Source organism: Glutamicibacter arilaitensis Re117 (genome assembly GCF_000197735.1).
In the GTDB taxonomy this organism is placed as follows: Bacteria; Actinomycetota; Actinomycetes; order Actinomycetales; family Micrococcaceae; genus Glutamicibacter; species Glutamicibacter arilaitensis.
Genome location: NC_014550.1, coordinates 2,411,246 through 2,430,958 on the forward strand (window position 1 = coordinate 2,411,246; position 19,713 = coordinate 2,430,958).

At 57.6% G+C, this 19,713-nt stretch carries 13 protein-coding genes and 3 tRNA genes; 4 read left to right on the top strand and 12 right to left on the bottom strand.

Annotated features, from left to right (window positions below):
* Nucleotides 1-28 precede the first annotated feature (28 nt).
* The 4 genes from AARI_RS11520 to AARI_RS11535 form a co-directional block, all read right to left on the bottom strand.
* Complete coding sequence (locus AARI_RS11520) at nucleotides 29-790, bottom strand: PIG-L deacetylase family protein (RefSeq protein WP_013349466.1); 762 nt, start codon at nucleotides 788-790, stop codon at nucleotides 29-31.
* A complete protein-coding gene (locus tag AARI_RS11525; protein WP_013349467.1) occupies nucleotides 787-1,731 on the bottom strand; it encodes an electron transfer flavoprotein subunit alpha/FixB family protein in 945 nt (314 codons plus the stop codon). Before AARI_RS11525 ends, AARI_RS11520 begins: the two co-directional genes overlap by 4 nt.
* 12 nt (nucleotides 1,732-1,743) lie before the next feature.
* Nucleotides 1,744-2,565, bottom strand: a complete 822-nt coding sequence (locus AARI_RS11530; RefSeq protein ID WP_013349468.1) for an electron transfer flavoprotein subunit beta/FixA family protein — start codon at nucleotides 2,563-2,565, stop codon at nucleotides 1,744-1,746.
* 190 nt (nucleotides 2,566-2,755) lie between these two features.
* On the bottom strand, nucleotides 2,756-4,246 hold the full coding sequence (locus tag AARI_RS11535) for a S1C family serine protease (protein WP_013349469.1): 1,491 nt from the start codon (nucleotides 4,244-4,246) through the stop codon (nucleotides 2,756-2,758).
* A 319-nt stretch (nucleotides 4,247-4,565) separates the two neighbouring features.
* On the opposite strand from AARI_RS11535, the gene AARI_RS19920 reads away from it, so the two are divergent.
* Both AARI_RS19920 and AARI_RS11545 read left to right on the top strand, forming a co-directional pair.
* Nucleotides 4,566-6,560 (top strand): TPM domain-containing protein, encoded by a 1,995-nt coding sequence (locus AARI_RS19920; RefSeq protein WP_049862632.1) that lies wholly within the window; start codon nucleotides 4,566-4,568, stop codon nucleotides 6,558-6,560.
* A gap of 70 nt (nucleotides 6,561-6,630) precedes the next feature.
* Nucleotides 6,631-7,362: a PspA/IM30 family protein gene (locus AARI_RS11545; protein ID WP_013349471.1), complete on the top strand. Its 732-nt coding sequence runs from the start codon at nucleotides 6,631-6,633 to the stop codon at nucleotides 7,360-7,362.
* A gap of 116 nt (nucleotides 7,363-7,478) precedes the next feature.
* On the opposite strand, the gene AARI_RS11550 is transcribed toward AARI_RS11545, so the two are convergent.
* From AARI_RS11550 to AARI_RS11570, 5 genes are all read right to left on the bottom strand, one after another.
* Nucleotides 7,479-7,552, bottom strand: a tRNA-Met gene (locus AARI_RS11550).
* 316 nt (nucleotides 7,553-7,868) lie between these two features.
* A tRNA-Met gene (locus tag AARI_RS11555) sits at nucleotides 7,869-7,942 on the bottom strand.
* Nucleotides 7,943-8,356: 414 nt separating this feature from the next.
* A tRNA-Met gene (locus tag AARI_RS11560) sits at nucleotides 8,357-8,430 on the bottom strand.
* Nucleotides 8,431-8,492: 62 nt separating this feature from the next.
* The gene (locus tag AARI_RS11565; RefSeq protein ID WP_013349472.1) at nucleotides 8,493-11,528 is read right to left on the bottom strand and encodes a UPF0182 family membrane protein; all 3,036 of its coding nucleotides are present in this window, start codon (nucleotides 11,526-11,528) and stop codon (nucleotides 8,493-8,495) included.
* 130 nt (nucleotides 11,529-11,658) lie between these two features.
* A complete protein-coding gene (locus AARI_RS11570; protein WP_013349473.1) occupies nucleotides 11,659-12,774 on the bottom strand; it encodes a YlbL family protein in 1,116 nt (371 codons plus the stop codon).
* Nucleotides 12,775-12,957: 183 nt separating this feature from the next.
* Between AARI_RS11570 and AARI_RS11575 the strand changes: the two genes are divergently transcribed.
* Nucleotides 12,958-14,397 carry a zinc-dependent metalloprotease gene (locus tag AARI_RS11575; protein WP_013349474.1) on the top strand — a complete coding sequence of 480 codons (1,440 nt, stop codon included), beginning with the start codon at nucleotides 12,958-12,960 and terminating at the stop codon, nucleotides 14,395-14,397.
* A gap of 63 nt (nucleotides 14,398-14,460) precedes the next feature.
* On the opposite strand, the gene AARI_RS11580 is transcribed toward AARI_RS11575, so the two are convergent.
* The 3 genes from AARI_RS11580 to nudC all read right to left on the bottom strand — a co-directional run bounded on the left by AARI_RS11580 (nucleotide 14,461) and on the right by nudC (nucleotide 18,251).
* A complete protein-coding gene (locus AARI_RS11580) occupies nucleotides 14,461-15,072 on the bottom strand; it encodes a M48 family metallopeptidase (RefSeq protein ID WP_049862737.1) in 612 nt (203 codons plus the stop codon).
* A gap of 129 nt (nucleotides 15,073-15,201) precedes the next feature.
* Nucleotides 15,202-17,325 (bottom strand): ATP-dependent DNA helicase UvrD2, encoded by a 2,124-nt coding sequence (locus AARI_RS11585; RefSeq protein ID WP_013349476.1) that lies wholly within the window; start codon nucleotides 17,323-17,325, stop codon nucleotides 15,202-15,204.
* Nucleotides 17,322-18,251 (bottom strand): NAD(+) diphosphatase, encoded by a 930-nt coding sequence (gene nudC / locus AARI_RS11590; protein WP_013349477.1) that lies wholly within the window; start codon nucleotides 18,249-18,251, stop codon nucleotides 17,322-17,324. The genes AARI_RS11585 and nudC overlap by 4 nt, the downstream gene beginning before the upstream one ends.
* 158 nt (nucleotides 18,252-18,409) lie before the next feature.
* Here nudC and AARI_RS11595 point away from each other — a divergent pair, with 158 nt between their 5' ends.
* A complete protein-coding gene (locus AARI_RS11595) occupies nucleotides 18,410-19,693 on the top strand; it encodes a phosphotransferase (RefSeq protein WP_231849380.1) in 1,284 nt (427 codons plus the stop codon).
* Nucleotides 19,694-19,713: the final 20 nt, after the last annotated feature.

A 19,713-nucleotide genomic window follows, 5' to 3' on the forward strand; every position in this document is an offset into this window, starting at 1 on the left:
TTTTTCGGCCTAGACGCAGCTACAAAGGTTAGAACCCTGCGATGGTGTCGCTGGCGTTGACCGCAACCACATGGAAAGCTTCCGCAAGCTTGCCTTGGGCCAAGCCTGCACTTTGCGCATTTTCTTCACACTGCTGCAAAACATAGTTTTCCATCGCCCCAACATCCGGGTGCTGGGTGAAGTGCGAACGCAAAGCATCCATCTTCTTGTCAAAGAACTCGGTGATGTCGACGTACGCGTTTTCGCGTTCCTGCGGTGCTCCGCATAACCAGAGCCAAGGCACCTTGTAGGCTTCGAGGCCTTCTTCAGCGAGCAGCTCCGGGTAGGAGAAAGGATTTTCCACCGCAGGGTAGATCGCGCGGGTCACCGCTTCGCCGCAGGCCAGATGATCTGGGTGGGCTGCCTGGATCCGTTCCCATTTGCGTTCCGGGTGCATGGCAATCACGATGGTCGGCTTGACTTGCCGCATCAGCCTAACGACCTTGCGCATGACATCATGGTTGGCTTCCAAGAACCCATCGCGTTCGCCCAGGAAGTGCACGGTGCTGACCCCGACCTTGGCCGCGGCTTGCTTCTGCTCTTCATGGCGCAGCTTTGCGGTCAGTTCAGGATCACGGTCATCGAATCCACCGGCATCTCCGTCGGTCATGATGCAGTACTGCACTTCCACACCGGCAGCGGTTAAGGCCGCGACGGTACCTGCGGCACCGAAATCCAGATCATCGGGATGGGCGCCGAAGGCCAGGACACGTGCGGTGCGGGCGTTGATGAAAGGTGTTGTATCGATCATGCTTGGCGACGACGGATCTCTTCGGCTGCCTGCGGCAGCACCTTGGCCAGATCGCCGACGATGCCCAGATCTGCAATTTCGAACACTGGTGCGTCGACATCCTTGTTGATGGCGATGATGAACTTGCTGGTCTGCATGCCGGCTTTTTGCTGGATCGCGCCAGAGATGCCTGCAGAGATGTACAGCTGCGGGGCAACGGTGACACCGGTCTGGCCGATCTGCGCGTCATGGGAGATCCAGCCAGCGTCGGTGGCTGCGCGCGAGGCACCTACTGCGGCGCCCAGCGCGTCAGCAAGGTCCTCAAGCGGGCCGAAGTCGCCATTGACGCCGCGTCCGCCGGCAACCACAACACGGGCTTCGGACAAGGCCGGGCGGTCGCTGGTTGCCTTGGCCTGCGCGTCGGCAATACGGACCTTGGCGTCGCCTGCGCTATTGAGCGCTAGTTCTTCTACCGCGAGAGCCGGGGAAGAAGCTGCCGGGACGTCCTGGATGCTGTTCGGTTTCAAGGTGGCAAAGAGGGTGCCGCGGGTGGCCTTTGCCTGGGCGCTGTAGCTTCCGGCGAGTTCGTCCTTGGTGGCGACCAGGTCCGCGCTGATGCCAGTTACATCGGTAATGATCGCGCCATTGTGGCGTACTGCCAGGCGGGCACCGAGCTCACGGCTGAAGTTGTCGTTGGCTAGCAGGACCAGTTCCGCGCCGGTAGCCTGCAGAGCAGCGTCGAGCACGGAGATCTCATGCGCGCCGAAAATCTGCTCATCGCTGGCAGCGGTGAAAAGCTTCGTCACGCCATAGGAGGAGAGGACTTCCCGGGCGCCAGCGCCAACTTCGGAGGCCACGGCCACGGCAGGATTCTCAAAACCGGAGGCCAGAGTCAGCAATTCACGCTGGGCCTTGGAAGGTGCTTGGGAAAGTTCAGTGAAAAATACAAGTGCTGAAGGCATGTTCAATATTCCTTAGATCAGCTTCTGTTCGGCCAGGAAATCTACCAAGGCAATGCCTGCTTGGCCGCTGTCATTGATGACTGTTCCGGCTTCGCGTGCCGGGCGGGCTTCTGCTCCGAGCACTTCGGCGTTCGAACCAGTGGCGCCAACGGCTGCCGCTTCAAGACCGATGGCTGCGAGGTCCAGTTCCGTGACGGTCTTCTTCTTGGCGGCCATGATGGCTTTGAAGTTCGGGTAGCGAGGCTCATTGGCCTGGTCGGTCACCGAAAGCACCGCTGGCAGGTTCGCCTTCAACGTCAAGGTGCGATCCAAGTGATCGCGCTTGATGCTCAGTTCACGCTGCGTGGCATCAAATCCAACCTCAAGGGCGTGTGTCAGCTGTGCAAAGTCGAGGCGTTCTGCCAGCTGAGCTGGGATGACCGAGGTTTCAGCGTCGGTCGAGGACATGCCGGTAACCACCAGGTCCACGTTGCCCACGTGCTCAACCAGTGCCGCCAGGGCCTTGGAAGTGGCGATGGTGTCAGAGCCGGCCAGGGCTTCATCGTTCAGGTGAAGTCCCGAGCTGGCTCCCATCTGCAGCGCCTTCTTGACCGAGTTGCCCGATCCCTTAGGACCCATGGATGCGGCGATGACTTCATGCCCGGCGGCGAAACCGCCGTTGGCTTCCACAATGGCTACAGCTGCTTCCACTGCGTACTCGTCTAGTTCGGACAGCACCGATTCTGCACGGTCAAGGCGCAGTGTCTCCGAATCGATGTGACGATCAAACTGAACATCTGGGACGTGTTTGACCAGGACCACTATTTTCAGTGGCGTGGTGCTTTCCTCGCTCATTCGCGCCTTCCTACAAGCTTTGATGCCCACACCAGTGCCGGGCATCGATGCAGACTGATTTCTTCAGTATCTATCGTATCGACTCAACGCTGTTCACCGAGTGTTTATCGCTCTGAGAACAACAAGTGACGCAGGCTGGTTGCTGACCAGCTTGCGTCACTTGATTCACAGCGTCATCATGACGATTTGTTTAGCCGTTTGACAGGGTTCCGACGGTAGTTGTCGCGGTTTCTTCCTGACCGTTACGCAGGTAGGTAATTTTTGCCTCTCCCCCGGCAGGAATTTCCCTGATCGCCGCGGTGACGGTCTGGGAGTCCTGAACGGCACGGCCGTTGACACCGGTGATGACGTCACCGGACTTCAAGCCCGCCTTTTCGGCTGCCGAGTCAGCGGAAACTTCAACAATGCGAGCGCCTACCGAGAACGAAGAACGGGATTGCTGGTCGGATTCGGCAGGACCCTGCGGAGTCACTGTGGCGCCGAGCAGGCCGTGGGTGGCCACGCCGTTATCGATCAGCTCCTGGGCAACACGCTTGGCATAATCGATCGGGATGGCGAAGCCCACGCCAATCGACCCGCCTTCTTCGCTGCTGCCAGAGGATGCGATCGCGACGTTGACGCCGATGATTTCACCATTGGCGTTGACCAGGGCACCACCTGAGTTGCCGTGGTTAATTGCCGCGTCGGTCTGGATCACGTTCACATAGATGGAACCGCTGGAGCGCTGCTGTTCCTTTTCCTGTCCTGGGAATTGGAAGTTGAACTGGTTGCCATCTCCGCCTTCACCCTGGTCGCTTTCCTTGGGAACAGCGGAGGAAGCGACAGAAATGGTACGGTTCAGCGTTGAGATGATTCCGTCGGTCACCGTGCCGCTCAGACCCAGCGGTGCACCAATTGCTACGGCGGAGTCCCCGACATTCAAATCAGCCGACGAGCCCAAGGTGGCAGGCACCAGCCCTTCAGCCTGAATATTGATCACGGCCAGATCAGAAAGCGGGTCGGTTCCGACAACGGTGGCGCTATGCACCGATCCGTCGTTCATCTGTACCGAAATCGAAGGATCAGCAACTTCGCCACCCAAGGTCACCACGTGGGTGTTGGTCAGAATATTGCCGCTCTTATCAAGGACGATGCCCGAACCGGATCCGCTTGACCCGTTTCCGGAGACCTCGATGGTGACCACGCTCGGGCTGGCCTTGGCAGCGGCTGCCGTAACCTCGGTAACCGAGTCCGGGTTGTTGATGACCACACCCTGGCTTGTGGAATTAGTTACCGACGACGATCCAGCGTCATCGTTCATCACGTAGGTGGTTCCAGCGGCGGTGACACCGCCAACCAAGGCAGCTGCGACCATGCCTGCGATCAGGACGCTGCCGGAGTAGGACTTCTTGTTCTTGGAACGCTTCTCTGGCGGGATCGGGTAATTTTCAGGACCCTGAGGCGCGGTGCCATAAGGAGATCCATAGGCAGATCCGTTGTGTCCTGGCTGCCCTTGGGAGTGTGCTGCCGGAGCATCCGACGACGCATAGGAAGCCGTTGGCTGCTCGCTGGCGGCCGGTGTCTGGTTCACTCGGGGATAACGCACTGTAGGTTCGGACGAAGCTACCGGGGTGGTCTCGTTCGCTGGCTCTGGGGAATCGTCTGCGCTGTTCCCACGCGGCTCATTCGGTGTCTGGCTCATGGCTGGCCTCTTTCGAACTGAAGATTGTCTTGAGTTCCATTATTCATCTCTGGTCTGTGGCATCGAATTGTGGTCTCTGAGCGCCTCCTGTGAGTTAACTATTCTGCCAGCTGAATGGCGTAGACGTTGTTCATTAGGCCAAATAGAATCAATCATAAGTGTGAACCCAATCTCGGGGATCACCAGATCGGGATTTTCCGATTTTTGATTGACTGATGCATATCAGGTGGGGAAACAAGACATGCGTATGAAAGCTCGACGGCTCCTGGCAGGAGCAGTATTGGCAACGGTAGCCTCGATAGGCTTATCGGCACCTGCGATGGCCGAATCGCCTGTAACGATTCCACCTGGCGACTTCGTGGTGGATTCTTCAGGCGTCCTTGGGGCCGACGAGCAGCGCTTGGAATCCGAAATCAAAGAACTGCGAAACGACACCGGGCTGAATCTGTATGCGATTTTCGTCGATGAGTTCTCGGATCCGACCCAGGCCGATGAGTGGGCCCTGGCTGTAGCCAACAAAAAGGGATTGGGCAGCGCCGACTCGATTCTGGTGGTCGCCACTCAAAGTCGCCAAGCATATTTTGAGGGCGCCTCCGGTGGTCCGATTGCCGAGGCAGACACCGAAATCTACAACAGCATGATTAGCGCAGCGTTGGGCAATAAAGATTGGGCCGGCGCAGTGGACGGGGCCATCGAGGGCATACGCAGCGTTGAATCTGGTGGCAGCCCGGACGGTTCTTCCTCCGGTGGCGGCTTCCTTACCGTAGTCCTGGTCATTGGTGCGGTTGCAGTGGTTGGTTATCTCTTCCTTTCCCTGCGCGGCAAGAAGAAGGCTAATCAGCTTGGCCAGGGCGGCCAAGGCCCGTATCCAGGACACAATGGGTCCCCCGCCCCGCAGGCACCGTTGGTCCCGTTGGATCAGCTGCGCTTGCAGGCAGACCAGCTGCTGGTGGCAGCGGATGACTCAATCCGTTCATCCCAGCAGGAATTGGGCTTCGCCGAAGCACAGTACGGCAAGCAGGCGATCGAGGTTTACGTTCAAGATATCGAACAGGCCAAGACCCATCTGACCGAGTCCTTCCGCCTGCAGCAGCAGCTGGATGACGATATCCCCGATACCGAGCAGGATCAGCGTTCCTGGTTGAACGAGATCATTGACCGCTGCCAGAAGGTCAATGCTTCATTGCAGGAGCATGCCAACGAGTTCAAGCAGCTGCGCCAGCTGGAGCAGAATGCCGAAGCGCGCATTGCCGACGTATCTGCGAATCAGGAACCTCTCAACCAGCGGTTGTCGGCGCGCGTCGCCGACTTCGAGCGCCTGGCAGCCCAGTATGACGCCAGTGCAGTTTCACAGATCAAGGACAACGCTGATCAAGCCGCCGATCGATTGACCTTTGCGGCCTCGGCGCTGAAGCAGGCTTCAGAAAAGCTGGCCACCGACCGGTCCAACGCCGCAATCCTGATCCAAAATGCGGAAGAAGCACAAGACCAGGCCGACGTGCTGCTCAAGGCCATCAACAAGGCTGGCGAAGCCTTGGGCCAGGCACAGCAGGATTTGAAGTCTTCCATTGCACTGGCCGAACGCGATCTGGCGCAAGCCGATGCATTTGTCGCCAACGGTTCGAATCCAAGCCTGGCAAGTGCCGCTGCTGGCGTCCGCAGCGCCCTGAACAGCACCAAGCAGGCTCTGGGCAGCGACAAGTACAATCCCCTGGCATTGATTACCCAGCTTGATGAGGCAGTCCGACCACTCTCCGATGCGCTGGCGAGTTCGCGCAACCACGCGCAGCAACAGCAGGCGGCAATGTCCCAGCTGGACTCGTTGCTGCATACTGCGGCCTCGCGCATCAGCGGTACCGACGATTACATCCGTGCCCGCCGCGGCGGCGTGCGCTCTTCGGCGCGTACCCGTCTTGCGGAGGCCCAGCGCACCTTTGATGAGGCCCGTTCGCTGGCCAGAAACGACCCGCAGCGTGCTGTTTCTTCCGCACAGCGTGCCATCCAGCTCGCCGATCAGGCAGCGCAGATGGCTGAAAGCGATGTCAGCGGATTTGGCGGTTTCGGCGACTCCAACGGTTACGGAAACTATGGCCGCGGACGCAGCGGCGGAATGTTCGATGGTATTGGCGGAGCAATGCTCGGTGGCATCCTGATCAATACCATCCTCGGCGGCGGTGGCCATGGCGGCCATTCCGGCGGCGGCGACGGCGGAGGATTCTTCGGCGGGGGCGGCTTCGGCGGCTTCGGCGGTGGAGACGGCGGCGGTTTCGGAGGAGGTGGCTTCGGAGGCGGCGGTGGCGGCGGCAATTTCTAGCTCGCCTGCCTAGTTTCACCAGTGGTTTTGAATTACCCAGTGTTTTCCTGACGGACAGAAAGGTCCAACCATGATCAAGCAGTCAATCTTCGGACGCATTTCCCAGCTAGCCAAGGCCAACATCAATGCAATGCTCGACGCAGCTGAGGATCCTCAGAAAATGATGGATCAGATGGTGCGTGACTACAACGACAATATTGCCGAAGCGGAGCAGGCCATTGCCCAGACCATCGGCAACCTGCGCATGCTGGAAGACGACTTCCGCGAAGATGAACAGGCTGCCTCGGAGTGGGGCAACAAGGCTCTGGCAGCCTCCAATAAGGCCGATGAGTTCCGTGGGGCCGGCAAGGCTGATGAAGCTTCGAAGTTCGATAATCTGGCCAAGGTCGCTATCCAGCGCCAGCTTCAGGCGGAATCCGAGATGAAGACCGCCGAACCGACCATCGCTTCTCAGCGTGAAATTGTGGACAAGCTCAAGAACGGCTTGAACATGATGAAGGAAAAGCGCACCGAGCTGGCCAGCAAGCGCGACGAGCTGGTAGCCCGCTCCAAATCGGCTCATGCCCAGAACCAGGTCAATGAAGCGATCAAGTCCGTGAATATCATGGACCCATCCAGCGAGATTGGCCGTTTTGAAGAAAAAGTCCGCCGGGAAGAAGCCCGTGCTCGCGGTGCCGCTGAGCTGCAGGCATCGAGCCTGGACGCACAGTTCGAATCACTGGAGGATCTAGGTGAGCAGACCGAGGTAGAAGCCCGTCTGGCCGCTCTGAAGGCCAAGCAGACAGGTGCTCTGGAAAGCTAAGCTCTCGGCTTTCCGAAGAACCGCCAATTGGCTGGCAGCATGAAAGCTGCCAGCCAATTGTTTTTAATGCTTAAACCAAAAACGGAGACCCTTTCGGATCTCCGTTTCCACTTTCGTGGCGGGGAGAGGATTTGAACCTCTGACCTCCGGGTTATGAGCCCGGCGAGCTACCGAACTGCTCCACCCCGCGTCGGTAAATACAACATTACCAATCAGTGAATGACTTGGCTAATCCTGAGACAGTGGCCTTCGTCACCCGCACAAAACCGACTGGTTCCAACCCGTAAAGCGGACGTCTTCAGGTACTGCTCCTCTGGCACCCCGACGGCTCTTCGCCCTACTTGCAAAGGGCCCACGAACATCATGCGAGCAAGGAACCGAAGCCCGTAATCTTGACTCCCCTGTGGCATGCTGGCCATGTTGCGCGATGAGCCGCAGGCGCCAACTTGGCAACATGGTGTTAAACCAAAAACGGAGACCCTTTCGGATCTCCGTTTCCACTTTCGTGGCGGGGAGAGGATTTGAACCTCTGACCTCCGGGTTATGAGCCCGGCGAGCTACCGAACTGCTCCACCCCGCGTCGGCAAATACAACTTTACCAACAGATGAACTCAATAGCGAATCGAGGAGAGTGTCCTTAATCGCACTACGCCTACAACTCCCACCTGAGCCGAATTATTCATCCGTGATACCCATATAGCCGGGTCATTCAGCGTCCCTGCCTCTATCCAGCGCGGCAGCTCTCCGTACGTACCCGAATGCCGCTCTCGCTGGATTCAGCTTTTTCTGGAATTCTTCACTGCCAAAAAGCATCCAGCATCTGCGTGCAGTTCTGCCCGTTGGATCTGGCAGCTCTCGCAAAGCATCGCATGCCTGCTCTCCCTCGTTCATTGACCCCACTGACCCAGGCATTATTCTCGGGTTTTCCGGCAGGCAGGCACCTTGGCGGTTAACGCAAAATGGAGACCCTTTCGGATCTCCATTTTGTCATTCGTGGCGGGGAGAGGATTTGAACCTCTGACCTCCGGGTTATGAGCCCGGCGAGCTACCGAACTGCTCCACCCCGCGATGACTAGACAATTCTTGCATCATCGCGGAGTGAAAGCAAATCGGGAAGCTGAGGCTGATACTTAGCCCTCGGCGCCATCCTGTGGTGCTGGCGACTGGGCGGCGTCCTCATTCGTACCGTCGTCCAGTTTCACTTCGCCTTCAGCCTCGGTGCCGTTGATGGCAGCGTCTGCGTCCACCGCACGGTTCAAGGCATCTTCCAGCTTCTTCTGCGATTCACCATAAGCTCCGAAGTCGCTCTTGGCCAGCGCTTCCTGGCCAGCCTTGATCGCTTCGTTCGCATCGGCCAGAGCCTCAGAGAGCTTCTGCGTATCGGTCTTGGTCGGTTCCTTCTCGCCCTTTGGAGCGTCTTCAGGCGAGACGCCTTCGGTTTCACCGGTTACAGCACCGGATTCGCCGCCAAAGACCTCATCGAGCGCTTCAGCCAAGGTATCGGCGAAGCCGACCTTGTCACCGAAGGAAACCAGAATCTTACGCAGGGTTGGGTAACTTGTCTGGCCCGAAGACTGGACGTATACCGGCTGGACGTAGAGGATACCGCCGCCAACTGGCAGGGACAGCAGGTTGCCGTTCTTGACTTCCGAAGCACCCTGACGCAGCAAGTTCAGCTCAGTGGTCACGCGGGTGTTGGTATCGAAGTTCTGCTGAGCCTGGCCTGGACCAGGTACCGCAGTGTCTCGAGGCAGCTCAAGCAGACGCAGCTTTCCGTAGTCCTCATTTTTCTCTCCGGACTTTGAACCAGCGTCGGCATTGGCGGAGAGGAAGCCGAAGAGCACGTTACGCTGCTGGCCATTGGCCGCTGCGGCAGGAATGAACGTCGAAGTCAACGAGAACGAAGCTTCATCCTGGGTAGGCATCTTCAGGGACATGAAGTACGGAGGCTGCTTGACGCCCGCGGTAGACGAAGTCGGATCATCAGGGACGGCCCACGCATCGTTGGACTCGTAGAACGCATCCGGATCATCCACGTGGTAGGTGGTCAGCACTTCGCGCTGCACCTTGAACATGTCTTCTGGGTAGCGGACATGTTCCATAAGTTCAGCGGACATGTCATCCAAGGAGTTCAAGGCCGAAGGGAAGATTCCCTGCCAAGCCTTCAGAATCGGATCTTCGGTGTCCCAAGCGTAAAGCTTGACCGTACCGTCATAGGCATCAACAGTTGCCTTCACCGAGTTGCGCAGGTAATTGACCCGACCGGTCAAGGACAGGTCCTGTGCATTGGTCAACGAGTCGGTCACTGCCGAATCAAGCTGCTGCTGCTGCGCATATGGGAAGTCATTCGAGGTGGTGTAGCCATCCACGATCCACTGCACGCGGCCATCGATGATGGCAGGGTAAGCCTGGGAATCCAGAGTCAGGTATGGCGCAACCTTGCTCACGCGATCACGCGGATCCCGATCGTAGAGGATCTGCGACTCGCTATTGACGTTCTGTGAAAGCAACAGGTCAGTAGAGGCGAACTTCAATGCGTAGACCAAACGGTTGAACATGTTGCCAACGTTTGGACCACCATCACCCTGGAAGGTGTAACGGGTGTCCTGGTTCTCGCCACCGGTACCTGGGCGGTCAAGTTCCTGGTCGGTCCAGCCTTCGTCCGGTCCGCCGACAATCGAGTAGGACGGGGAATTCTCACCGAAGTAGATACGCGGCTCGTAGTCCTTATCGGTAATCAAGCTACCGGAGGTCGGAATGCCGCCAAGCATGAAGTCCGGACGGCCGCCAGCAGCTACGCGGTTACCGTAAGCAGCCACCAGCCCATAACCGTGGGTGTAGTTAATGTGCTGGTTTACCCAGGTGTCAGTCGGGTCAACGTTTACTTCACGGGCTGCAATAACAGTGTCTTCAACCTTGCCGTCGATCTCATAACGGTCAACGTTCAAGGTCTCGGCAAAGGTGTAGTAGCCACGGAACTGCTGCAGCTGCGCGAAAGCAGCCGACACCAAGTTCGGATCCAGCAAACGGATATTCGCAGTGGTTGCCGTTTCCTCAGCCAGCGCGTTCTTCTCGGTCGAGATCTTTGCGTCGTAGTCGGTAACTTCGACTTCGTCCAGACCGAAGGCCAAGCGCGTCATTTCGATGTTGCGCTCAATGTAGTCGCGCTCCAGGGCACGCTGGGAAGGGACTACCTTGTACTGCTGAACCAGGAATGGGTAGACGCCGCTGGCAACGATCATGGTAGCAACCAGCATGGCAGTACCGATCAATGGCAATCGCCAGCGGCCGTTGATTGCTGCAATCACGAAGGTGATGGAAATCAGTACAGCCACGATAGCCAGAATCATCTGAGCCGGGATGACAGCATGGACATCCTTGTACAGTGCACCGGCAACACGACCGGACTGGTCGGTCAAGGTCTCATACTGGCCAATCCAGAAGTTCACACCCTGCAGAATCAGGAAGACAGCTACCACTACTGCGGTGTGCACGCGAGCGGCCTTGCCAACGGTAATGCCGCCACGCTCTTCGACACGGATGCCGCCATAGAGGTAGTGAGTCAGCAGGCCAGCTACGCCGCCGAGCAGCACAACTGAAATCAGGAAGCCATTGACCAGACCGATGAACGGCAAGGAGAAAACAAAGAAGCCCAGGTCCATATTGAACTGCGGGTCAGTGCTTCCGAATCCAACCTGGTTGAAGAACAGCAAAATGGTCTGCCACTGGCCGGCTACGGCAACAGCAGCGAAAATGCCGATCACCACCGGAATGCCGACCATTAAGAAACGGCGGACTGGTTCCAGCTGGGCCTGGTAACGCGACATGGAATCAGGTCGAGTTGAGTTTGGCGCATAGACTGGGCGGTGCTTGTAGGCACTGCGCATCGAGAACCACATGGGTACTGCCATCAATACCAAAGCGATCACGAAGATCACGAGCTTGGCAATACGTTCAGTCCAGTAAACTTGGGAGAACCCCAGCTGATTGAACCACAGGATGTCAGCGTAGAAGTTCGACAAGAAAACGAAGACCGCGACAAGGATGACCACCGCGAAGATGGTCAGGGTCAGCGGCGAGGCTTTCTTGCCCGAGGGGTTGGAAGGTCGTTGTGGTTCTTGGGGCCGTGGAGGACCCCCGAACGGACTATCCGATCCGTAAGACACTATCTATTCCTTACTTTGGGTTCTGCTCGTTGCTTGCAACCAGAGAACTCGTGTACATAAGTCTTGTACGAGTGTATTTGTACAATTTTGATTCCTTGCATCACATTCTTCCCTTGATGCTCGGCTAAATCTATTCACAAGTCGTGAAAGTCTTCGGGTCTTCTCCCTTAGAAATCTTCTCCAAGGCTTGGCGGGCCTGCGACAAGGTTGAAACCTTGATGACGTTCAGCCCGTCCGGCACCCGTCCAACGGCTTCCGCGCAGTTATCTGCAGGAGCGAGGAAGACGGTTGCTCCTGCATTCTTCGACGCGACCATCTTCTGCGCTATTCCGCCGATTGGCTTCACTTCCCCATCGGCAGTAATTTCACCGGTGCCAGCCACATGCACGTCGCCGGCTAATGAGCCCTCCGTCAAACGATCAATGATCGCCAAGGCAAACATCATGCCGGCACTTGGGCCGCCAACATTTTCCAATCCGAAGCTCACATCAATGGGGAATTCGTATTCGGCGCCCAAGTAGACACCCAGCTGACGGTCACCGTTTTCGGCTTCTGTGGTGTTCACGGTGACATCGGTGTTGCTGTAGACCCCGTGCTTGTCCGGCCGGCCAACGGTCAAGGTCGCTGGTTCGGCTCCATGGGAATTCAGGTCGGATTTCAGCTCTTTGAGGGAGGTGATTTCCTTGCCTTCAAATTTCAGCAGACGATCTTTCGGCTCAAGTGCCTTCTCGTTCGTGTCGGTGGAGAATTCGGCAACTGTCAGCCATTCGGTGAAATCCTCATCGAGCTCAGTCAATGCCGCAGCCACTGCCAGGTCCTGCGATGAGGTCATCATGAAGTCATTCTGCTCATTTTTCTCTACTGAAGAGACACCGCGGGAAATGATCGTTTCTTCCGGAACAACATCCTTGGTCGGGTTGATCAGCGCTTCGAGCACGACAGGGATGGTGATTCGGTTTTGCCCGCCACCTTGGACGTAGATGGTCAGCAGATCCAGAACACTGTCCGAAGGGTACGTTTCGGCGCCCTTAATCGAAACCACGTCATGCCCGTTGTCCTCGCCAAGGGTGTTGAACACCGGGCCAGGCGAACGGATCATGAAATTCGTAGGGAGGAACATCATCACGCCGATGAGCAACAGCGCAACAATGCCAGCGCTCGTGCGCTTGATGGTTTTGGAACCTTGCGGAGTACGGGCAGAATCGCCCGGCTCCAGAGTCGAGTCTTGTGGTTCCCGTACGTGCACTGATCCTGCTCCCGCCAACTGTCAAAAAAATAGTGGATCAGTCCTTGCAGACTTCCTCCCTCCTTAGCCTACTGAAGCCAAGGGATGAAAAGCATCAGCATCAAGGAGTATTCGATGTGCCGAAAGCGAACTGATGCCCCGATTCATGGGAACTAATCAGCTAGTCGCGGTAGTTTTAAAGACATGGCACAGAACCCCCCGAACAACCGCCCCAACGGCGACGACGACGAAAACAATCCGCAGGACCCATTTTCTGCAATGTTTGGTCAGCTCTTCGGTGGCGGATTCGACCCGAATGACCTCCCACCGCAGCTTCGCGATGCCCTTGGCGCTCAAGGTGATCCGGCTGCGATGCAGAAAATGATGCAGCAGGCTCAAGCAATGATGTCCGCGATGATGAGCAATAACGCCTCCTCCGGTCCGGTGAACTGGAAACTCGCATCCGATACGGCATTGCAGGCTTATGCCAGCGATGATCCGGCGGTTTCCGAGGCGCGCAATAACGCCATCCGCGATGCTTCAAACCTGTCTGATCTGTGGCTCAACAACGCCACGGTGTTCGAGTCGAACGGCCACATGACCGAGGCCTGGACTCGCAAGCGCTGGTACGACAAGACCTTGGCTACGTGGAAGCAGGTTACCGAACCGGTCGCCGAGTCAGTGGCTAAAGCAATCACCAGCGCGATGAAGGACCAGATCCCCGAGGAAATGAAGGGCATGCTCGGAAACTCCGATTCCATGTTCCGCACTCTGGGAGCGAGCATGTTCGGCATGCAGCTGGGTACCGCTCTGGGCGGCTTGGCTACCGACGTGCTCGGCGGCACCGATATCGGACTGCCCCTGGCGGGAACCACCCCCGGCATTATTGTCACTAACGTCAGCAAGTTTGGCGATGGCCTGGAAATTCCGGAGCAGGAGGTCCTGCTGTACGTGGTGCTACGCGAAAACGCCCACGCACGGTTGTTCGCCCGAGTCCCATGGCTCAGCTCCAAGTTGATCGGCGCGGTGGAGTCCTACGCTCGCGGCATCCACATCGACATGTCTGCCGTTGAAGAGGCAGTACGCGATATCGATCCGTCTAATCCTGAAGCCCTGCAGTCGATGCTCGGTGAAGGAATGTTCGCTCAGCAGCGTACGCCCGCTCAGGAAAAGGCTCTTGAAAGCCTCGAGCTGACGCTGGCATTGATTGAAGGCTGGGTTGACCACGTAGTCTCCTTGGCCGCCCAGAACCTCCCATTTGCCGGCCACCTGCGTGAGACGATGCGTCGTCGCCGCGCATCCGGCGGTCCGGCAGAGTCAGCGTTCGCTTCCTTGGTAGGTCTTGAGCTGCGCCCACGCAAATTGCGCGAAGCCGCTGCCCTGTGGGAGCACCTGCATGAAGAGCGTGGAACCGATGGCCGCGACGCTGTTTGGGACCACCCTGATCTGATGCCTACGGTTGAAGATCTCACTGACCCGAAGGGGTTCACGCATCGCCGTGAACTGGCCGCGACCGAATTCGATGATTTCGACGCCGCTTTGGGCAAGCTCTTGGACGGCGGGTTCGAGAACCTTGATCCCGAAGCTGGAGAAGATCCCGAAGGCAAAGATGAATCTGGAAACCCAGAGGATCCAAAGAACTAAATAGGTCCAAATAAAAATGTGGCATGTGCGCTTACCGCGCGCATGCCACATTTTTGCTTCATCTCATTGTTCTTCGTCGTCCCCGAAGCCCGAAAGCTCGTCAGCGGCTCGACCAAGTTCCTTAGCGTGTGCGTTGTAGCCGGCATGGAATGCCTCTAAGAAGATGTCGGCCTGGGCACGACGCTCGAATCGGTTCAGCAGCGCCTGGAATTCGGGGCCATGACCTGACTTCGGCACTACCAGATGTGCCAGTTCGTGAACCAAGACATAGTCCTGCACCCAGCTGGGCATGTGCTGCAGCGTTGCCGATAGTCGAATCGTACGTTGCCGGTAGGACGCTGAACCCCAACGCTTGTTCTGGTTGGAAACCCAACGGACAGATTCCGGTGCGCCCCTGCCGGCAAAGTATTTCTCATCCAATGATGCGGCGCGAAGCTCCAATGCGTCGTCGGTATGCCCTGCGGTGCGCGCATGGCGTCCTTTGCGGTACTTCGCGATCATTTCGTCAACGAAGGTTCGCTCGGATTTCTCATCCAACGCCGCAGGAACTTGAACCACTAGACGGTTATCACGCCATTGGGAGGAGATGGTCTTCCTGCGCTTGGCTGAACGGATGATCCGTACCGGGATCTCATCTGGAGCTACGAAGTCAACGGTCTTTGGAAAAGCTGGCATTTCACCGCGCCCCTTCCCTTCTTTACGGCGCTGGCCGCGAATCGCCTGATCCGCCAGCCAGTTCATTGCTTAAAAGCTAAGTCTTCGCGAGGTACGGCTACTGCTTTGGTTTCCCAACTGTGCACAGCCCTATGCGCGATGCTCGCCTACGACAGCAAGTACTGCTTCGCCATAGCGTTCGAGCTTGCTTCGACCCACCCCTGGAATCTTTGACAGGCCTTGGACCGAATCCGGCTGGTGCTCGGCAATGGCCATCAGCGTTGCATCGGTGAAGATGACGAAAGCCGGGACGGCATTCGATTGCGCAATTTCAGATCGCCATTCACGCAAGTTTTCAAACAGTGCTTCGTCATAGGCTGCAGGGCAAGAAGCACAACGCTTGAGCTTGCGTTCCTTGGCGCTGGTCAAGAAGGACCCGCACGTCGTGCAGACTGCTGGAGTGACTTTCTGTTCACGTTTGCGGTACGCAGCTGGTTGCCTGCTGCTGGCTTGGCGTACCGATTTAATGCCGTCAAGGAACCTTGATGGGTAGCGGTGAGCTCGCCCGCCGGGGGTTCTGGCAAGTGACCATGAAAGGAACAGATGCATGCGGGCGCGGGTAATACCCACGTAGAGCAGGCGACGTTCTTCGTCGAAGCCTGCCTGATCCTTGGCATAGGAGATGGGAACCAGGCCTTCGTTGAGTCCAACGAGAAATACTGCGTCCCACTCCAAGCCCTTGGCAGCGTGGAATGATGCCAAGGTGACGCCATCAAGCGTCGGTGCGTGCTGGATCGCTGCACGGTCTTCGAGCTCTTTGACTACATCGTGCAAGGTTGCATCAATTTCTTGCTGTTTTTTCAGTGCAACAACTTCATCAGCCAAGCGCACCAGCGCCGACATCGATTCCCACCGTTGGCGCACTGCACCGGTTCCACCGCTAGGCGCATTGACCGAGTAGCCATGTGAAGAGAGGATGTCGCGGACCATCTGTGCCACCGGGGCATCCTCGGCAACGCTCAGCCCTGCCCGCAAAGCGAGCATGCCCTCTTTGACTTCCCGACGGGAGAAGAATCGTTCGGCTCCGCGCATTACGTACGGAATGGAATAGGCCGTCAGGGCTTGTTCAAAAGCCTGGGACTGTCCGTTGGTCCGGTAAAGGATGGCAATTTCGGAGATGTCTTGGCCGTTTTTGAGCAACTTCTTGATGCGCTGCGCGACTTCCTCAGCTTCATTTTCATCATCGGTTGCTTCAAAGAACTCAGGTGCCGGACCATGATCGCGTTGGGCTATGAGCTCCAGTGGCTCTGGCCAAGTTACGTTGCGATCTGGAACTTGGGATTCGATGCGTCGGTTGGCCAGCACCTTGTTGGCCAGGTTCACCACTTCAGGGGTCGAGCGGTAATCACGTACCAGCTTGACGACCTTTGCTTCTGGGAAGCGGGCGCTGAAGTTCAACAGGAAATCCGGGCGTGCACCGGTGAACGAATAAATAGTCTGCGATGCGTCTCCGACTACGCATAGCTCATTGCGCTGGCCAAGCCAGAGATCCAGCAGCCGTTGCTGCAACGGCGAAACGTCCTGGTACTCGTCGACAACAAAGTGCCGGTATTGCTGGCGTACGTTCGCTGCGACCTTTTCGTTGTCTTCAAGAATCGCGATGGTCAGCAGCAGTACATCTTCAAAGTCGATGACAGAGCGGTCATCTTTAAGCTCTTCGTAAGTCTGGAAAATACGCGCCATGCTCACAGCTTCCAGACCATTTGGCAGGTCACGCGATGAGGCGATTTTTGCGTAGCTCTCCGGGGTATGCATGGACACCTTGGCCCATTCAATTTCCGCGGCCAAATCACGCACCATCGCCCGATCGCTGGAAATGCGCAGGCGCCGAGCGGCTTCGGCAATCAGCGGAGCCTTGTGCTCCACCAGATTAGGCAAGCTACCGCCAATGGCCTGGGGCCAGAAGTACTGCAGCTGGCGCAACGCCGCTGCGTGGAAAGTGCGAGTTTGCACCCCCGAGGCGCCAAGCTGGCGCAATCTGGTGCGCATCTCGGCAGCTGCACGCGTAGTGAAGGTCAGGGCAAGAACACTGGTTGGATTGTAGATTCCGGTATGCACGCCATGGGCGATGCGGTGGGTAATAGCTCTGGTCTTGCCAGTACCTGCTCCGGCCAGAATACACAGAGGACCACTGAGGGTTTCAGCTGCTTGCCGCTGTTCAGCGTCCAGGCCCGCGAGCAAATCTACTGCTGGCGGATTGTCGTATTCGGTCACTTGTTCAAGGCCTCCGGAAGGGGTTCGCCGTACCAGGTACGGATCAATGCGTGGGCTATCGAGACTCCGCGCGGTATCTCTATTGTTCCCGATTCCAGAGCCTCACGCAGTTCGGCCCGGGTGAACCAGCGCAAATCCATGATTTCAGCGCCGTCCGGAACCAGCTGTTCACTCACAGCTTCAGCGGCGAAACCAAGCATCAAGGATCGCGGCAGCGGCCAAGGCTGGGAGCCGCGGTAGGCCACCTCGCCAATACGTACCCCTGATTCTTCAAAGATTTCGCGGCGCACGGCAGATTCCAAGGACTCCCCTGCTTCCACGAAGCCAGCGAGCACCGAGTACATCCGTTTTTTGAAGGTGGCGTTGGATCCCAAGAGCAAACGGTCCTGGCTGTCGATCACCGAGGCAATAATTGCCGGATCGGTCCGCGGAAACAGTTCATGGTCATTATTCACGCACCGCTGGCCCCAGCCGAAGGTTGCTGCGGCAACCGGCGAACCACAGCGCGGGCAGAACTTCTCCGAACGAATCCAGTTGGCTATGGCTTGGGCTTCGACAAAGAGTTCGGCATGCAGCTCGCAGAGCATGGCGAAGCCTTCGCGCAGGGTCATCCAGCTGCCCAAGCCCGAGTCCTTGTAGTCGTCGGCCTCCACGATGGCCAGGACATAGTCTATGCCGGCAGCACGACCTAGGTAGACCTGGCGTTCTGACTCCTTGGCCTGATATTGAGTGCCGCTGAGGAAGAACAGCTCAGAGTCGGTAGCTGCTGCCCCATCACCGCTGAGCAGCATCACCTTGGTGCCCGTTTGCTTCAACAAGCTGGGCAGCAGCAGCGGATCTTGCTGTTCGGTCAGCGGGCGCTCAATCAAAGACTGCCCAAAAAGAAGTCCGGTAAGTGGTGTTCGATAAATTTCTGCCAGCGCCATATCTCTAACCTAATGCACACAGCGCCTTGGAACCTCGATGCGTTCTGGTTGTGGATAGCGGGTTGGGCAATGAGATTCGTCGCAACACTGAGCATTGCCGGTGAATCCCACCATATTCCGTGCGTCATTCAACGATAGGAAAGAGAATCTCGCATACGGTGGAACTTGTGAAACGCACTGCCATGGAACTCGCCGCAATTGCCACCGCCGCCGTCCCCGGACTGACCCCGGTGGGCTTCGCAGCGCTGTCTGACGACGCAGAAGACTTCGATTCAGCATTGATCGTCGATGCACTCAAGCATCGCTGGCGTGTACGCTCACCTCGCCACGACGAAGCGAGCATGCGCCTGGAAGCTGAGCTTTCAGCCTTGCGCGCATTCTCAGCGAAGGTGCGTGCTTCGCTGCCCTTCGCCCTGCCCGCTGTCGCCGGCACCGTACGACAGGGACCATTGCGCACCTTCGTTTACAAAGACATGCCCGGACACGTCCCGACCCTCGACGAGTTGGTTGATGAAGGCAGCAATCTGGCCAAGGCCCTGGGCCAGTGCATGGCTTCCATCCACCAGATCCCCGATGAATCTGTTGAAGTCGCAGGCCTTCCAACTTACTCCGCAGATGAGATCCGCCAGCGCAAGCTCAACGAGCTGGATACCGCGGCAGCGACCGGCAAGGTACCAAGCCGATTGCTACGCCGTTGGGAACACGCCATGGAAGATGTGGCCCTGTGGCGTTTCAACGCTGCCGTAGTCCATGGCGACTTCGATGAAGAGCAGCTGCAGATTTCACATTCCAGCATTACCGCGGTCAAGGGATGGACCGACTTGCATGTTGGCGACCCGGCCGATGATTTTGCGTGGCTTTCTGCCATTGAAGACCAGAGCTTCAGCGAGCGCGTATTCAGCGCCTATGTGGAAGCTCGGGGCAAGTCAGCGGATCCGCACATCATGCGTCGAGCAGCATTGGCAGCCGAATTCGCTTTGGCGCAGTGGCTTGTGAAGTCCTTGGACTCCAAGGATGCCGAACGCATTGCCGAAGCAGAAGAGATGCTGCGCGAGTTGGACCAGAACATCGCCGAGTACGGCGGCCAGCCGTTGTCGGTAGTGGAAGCACCTCGACCTTTGGCCACGCAGCCCGAAGCTCCTGCCCCGCAGGCAGCGCAAAAGCCTGTCTCCCTTGCTGCTCCGAGCATCAATACGGAGAAAGTCACTGCTCTGGCTCCGGAAAAGCCGCAGTCCCAGTCGACCCCAGAGAAATCTGCGGATCACCAGGAGGACTCTGCGGATCAGCCTGCTGTTGCGGCGAAGCGCGAGGCAGACGCAGAAGAGCCAGCATCCAAGGATGATGAGCCTAAGAGCGATTCCACTGAATCCGAGGCGAAGCCGGCAACCGAAACTGATCCAGCTGCAGACAAGGACCAGCAGGCAGAGGAATCCACCAAGTAAAGTCTTGTTGGATTCCCCTC

Excerpts from the sequence above, each read along its gene's own strand:
- AARI_RS11520 (WP_013349466.1), bottom strand. The coding sequence starts at position 790 with ATGATCGATACAACACCTTTCATCAACGCCCGCACCGCACGTGTCCTG.
- AARI_RS11525 (WP_013349467.1), bottom strand. The coding sequence starts at position 1,731 with ATGCCTTCAGCACTTGTATTTTTCACTGAACTTTCCCAAGCACCTTCC.
- AARI_RS11530 (WP_013349468.1), bottom strand. The coding sequence starts at position 2,565 with ATGAGCGAGGAAAGCACCACGCCACTGAAAATAGTGGTCCTGGTCAAA.
- AARI_RS11535 (WP_013349469.1), bottom strand. The coding sequence starts at position 4,246 with ATGAGCCAGACACCGAATGAGCCGCGTGGGAACAGCGCAGACGATTCC.
- AARI_RS19920 (WP_049862632.1), top strand. The coding sequence starts at position 4,566 with ATGGCCGAATCGCCTGTAACGATTCCACCTGGCGACTTCGTGGTGGAT.
- AARI_RS11545 (WP_013349471.1), top strand. The coding sequence starts at position 6,631 with ATGATCAAGCAGTCAATCTTCGGACGCATTTCCCAGCTAGCCAAGGCC.
- AARI_RS11575 (WP_013349474.1), top strand. The coding sequence starts at position 12,958 with ATGGCACAGAACCCCCCGAACAACCGCCCCAACGGCGACGACGACGAA.
- AARI_RS11580 (WP_049862737.1), bottom strand. The coding sequence starts at position 15,072 with ATGCCAGCTTTTCCAAAGACCGTTGACTTCGTAGCTCCAGATGAGATC.
- nudC (WP_013349477.1), bottom strand. The coding sequence starts at position 18,251 with ATGGCGCTGGCAGAAATTTATCGAACACCACTTACCGGACTTCTTTTT.